The sequence below is a fragment of the Mesorhizobium sp. M4A.F.Ca.ET.090.04.2.1 genome (assembly GCF_003999085.1).
Taxonomy (GTDB): domain Bacteria; phylum Pseudomonadota; class Alphaproteobacteria; order Rhizobiales; family Rhizobiaceae; genus Mesorhizobium.
Window position 1 is genome coordinate 1 of record NZ_RZOT01000697.1, and the last position, 2,460, is coordinate 2,460.

The following is a 2,460-nucleotide window of genomic DNA, read 5'->3' on the forward strand; positions in this document are numbered from 1 at the left end:
GTATGAAGCATGCGGTCAGAGTGGTAGAGATTGCGAGCGGTGCCGGCGCGGCATGCCGGCGACAGTCAAAGGGTAGGGACACGTCATGAGTCTTCGTATCAACGATATCGCGCCGGACTTCACGGCCGAAACCACGCAAGGGACGATCAGCTTCCATCAATGGATCGGCGACGGCTGGGCGGTGCTGTTCAGCCACCCGAAGAATTTCACGCCGGTCTGCACGACCGAGCTCGGCACGATGGCCGGGCTGGAAGGCGAATTCAAAAAGCGCAACGTCAAGATCATCGGCATTTCCGTCGACCCGGTCGCCAGCCACGACAAATGGCAGGCTGACATCAAGACGGCGACCGGCCAGGAGGTGAAATATCCGCTGATCGGCGACAAGGACCTCGCGGTCGCCAAGCTCTACGAGATGCTGCCGGCAGGCGCCGGCGAGAGCTCGGAAGGCCGCACGCCGGCCGACAACGCCACGGTGCGTTCGGTCTATGTCATCGGGCCGGACAAGAAGATAAAGTTGGTGCTGACCTATCCGATGACCACCGGCCGCAACTTCGACGAGATCCTGCGCGTCATCGATTCCATCCAGCTGACGGCCAAGCATCAAGTGGCGACGCCGGCGAACTGGAAGCAGGGCGAGGACGTCATCATCACCGCCGCGGTTTCCAACGAGGACGCGATCAAGCGCTTCGGGGCGTATGAGACGGTGCTGCCTTATCTCAGGAAGACCAAGCAGCCGACGGCCTGAGGCCTGAGCCTTCCTTCTCCCCGTTTCACGGGGAGAAGGTGCCCGAGGGCGGATGAGGGGCAGCGCGGCGTTCCGCGATGGCCGCTGGTGTCACGGACAAGCTTTGGGAGATTGCGGATATCGTGGCACTGATCGAGGCGAAGGAAGCTGAAAAGCCGGTCGTGCGCGGCCCTTACAAGAAGCGGGCAGTAGCATGACGCAAAGGATCTCGCTCGCCTCAAAAATCACGCTGTCCTATGTGTTTGGCGTGATTGGAAGTTTGTTAGCCGTGTCGAATCCTTCGCCGGAGAATCCATGGTCTGAGACACTTTTGCTTTTCGCCGCTTATTTTGTGGCCGGCATCCTAGTGTCGTGGCCGCTTTACCTGGCAGCAGTTGTTGCAGCCATCGCTTTCCCACGCACTGTTGCCGGGAGACCAGGACTGTGGACTTCCGTGGCGGTTCTTATCGCAGTAAGCTTCTCTTTTTTGACCCTTCCGTATGACGGGCATTTCAGATCACTCGCTACGCTAGGGGCGCTCGCTGCTCTGCTCGCCGGCTTTTGTTTCTACTGCATAGCAAAGCCGATGAGGCAGATTTCAAACTAACCCGCTACCCATTCTGGGATGCGATTGTTTCCTTGCCCCGAAACGATACCCTCGCAGCGTCGGCGCTGCCCCTCATTGTCCTGCCGGACATTTCTCCCCGTATAGTGACGGGGAGAAAGGGCTGGACCGCCGCTTTCGCCAAACAAAAAAGGCGGCACCGCAGCGCCGCCTTTTTTCATTCATGCCTTGAGCCTTACGCCGCCGGCTGCGCCTCGATGGTGCGCAGCGCCTGCGTCTGGCGCTTGGCTGCGGCCTTGACCGCATCCTGCACCTTCTCGAAGGCGCGCACCTCGATCTGGCGCACGCGCTCGCGGCTGATGTCGAACTCGGCCGACAGTTCTTCCAGCGTCAGCGGCTCATCGGCGAGGCGGCGCGCCTCGAAGATGCGCCGTTCGCGCTCGTTGAGCACGGAGAGGGCGCCCGACAGCATGGCGCGCCGGTTTTCCAGCTCGTCCTGCTCGATCAGCATCTCTTCCTGGCTTTCGTGGTCGTCGACCAGCCAGTCCTGCCACTCGCCGGACTCGCCCTCGCTTGCCCGGATCGGAGCATTGAGCGAAGCGTCGCCCGACAGGCGACGGTTCATCGACACTACTTCCGCCTCGGAGACGTTGAGACGGGTGGCGATCTCGGCGATCTGGTCGGGCTTCAGGTCGCCATCGTCAAGCGCCTGGATCTTGCCCTTCACCTTGCGTAGGTTGAAGAACAGCCGCTTCTGGTTGGCGGTGGTGCCCATCTTGACCAGGCTCCACGAGCGCAGGATGTACTCCTGGATCGAGGCCTTGATCCACCACATGGCATAGGTGGCGAGCCGGAAGCCGCGCTCCGGTTCGAATTTCTTGACGGCCTGCATCAGGCCGACATTGCCTTCCGAGATCACCTCGCCGATCGGCAGACCGTAGCCGCGATAGCCCATGGCGATCTTGGCGACGAGCCGCAAATGGCTGGTGACGAGCTTGTGCGCGGCCGAAGTGTCCTCATGCTCGGCGTAACGCTTGGCGAGCATGTACTCTTCCTGCGGCTGAAGCATCGGAAAGCGGCGGATTTCTTCCAGGTAGCGGCTGAGGCCGCCTTCGCCGGAGACGATACTGGGTAGTGACTGGGCCATGATAGCGCCCCCTCTCTCTTGGAG

General features: G+C 61.3%; 3 protein-coding genes and 1 pseudogene. 3 read left to right on the forward strand and 1 reads right to left on the reverse strand.

Annotation, left to right across the window (positions count from 1 at the left end; genetic code table 11):
- Positions 1–85 precede the first annotated feature (85 nt).
- The 3 genes and pseudogenes from EN781_RS30555 to EN781_RS30565 all read left to right on the forward strand — a co-directional run bounded on the left by EN781_RS30555 (position 86) and on the right by EN781_RS30565 (position 1,331).
- Positions 86–745, forward strand: a complete 660-nt coding sequence (locus EN781_RS30555) for a peroxiredoxin (protein WP_126057975.1) — start codon at positions 86–88, stop codon at positions 743–745.
- A 74-nt stretch (positions 746–819) separates the two neighbouring features.
- A pseudogene (locus EN781_RS30560) lies at positions 820–942 on the forward strand (IS1 family transposase); the annotation flags it as partial.
- Complete coding sequence (locus tag EN781_RS30565; RefSeq protein ID WP_126057976.1) at positions 939–1,331, forward strand: hypothetical protein; 393 nt, start codon at positions 939–941, stop codon at positions 1,329–1,331. The pseudogene EN781_RS30560 and the gene EN781_RS30565, both read left to right, overlap by 4 nt.
- A 193-nt stretch (positions 1,332–1,524) precedes the next feature.
- Here EN781_RS30565 and rpoH read toward each other — a convergent pair whose 3' ends face one another.
- Complete coding sequence (gene rpoH, locus EN781_RS30570) at positions 1,525–2,436, reverse strand: RNA polymerase sigma factor RpoH (RefSeq protein WP_126057977.1); 912 nt, start codon at positions 2,434–2,436, stop codon at positions 1,525–1,527.
- Positions 2,437–2,460 lie beyond the last annotated feature (24 nt).

Coding starts and splice junctions, on each gene's coding strand:
- EN781_RS30555 (WP_126057975.1), top strand. CDS start 86: ATGAGTCTTCGTATCAACGATATCGCGCCGGACTTCACGGCCGAAACC.
- EN781_RS30565 (WP_126057976.1), top strand. CDS start 939: ATGACGCAAAGGATCTCGCTCGCCTCAAAAATCACGCTGTCCTATGTG.
- rpoH (WP_126057977.1), bottom strand. CDS start 2,436: ATGGCCCAGTCACTACCCAGTATCGTCTCCGGCGAAGGCGGCCTCAGC.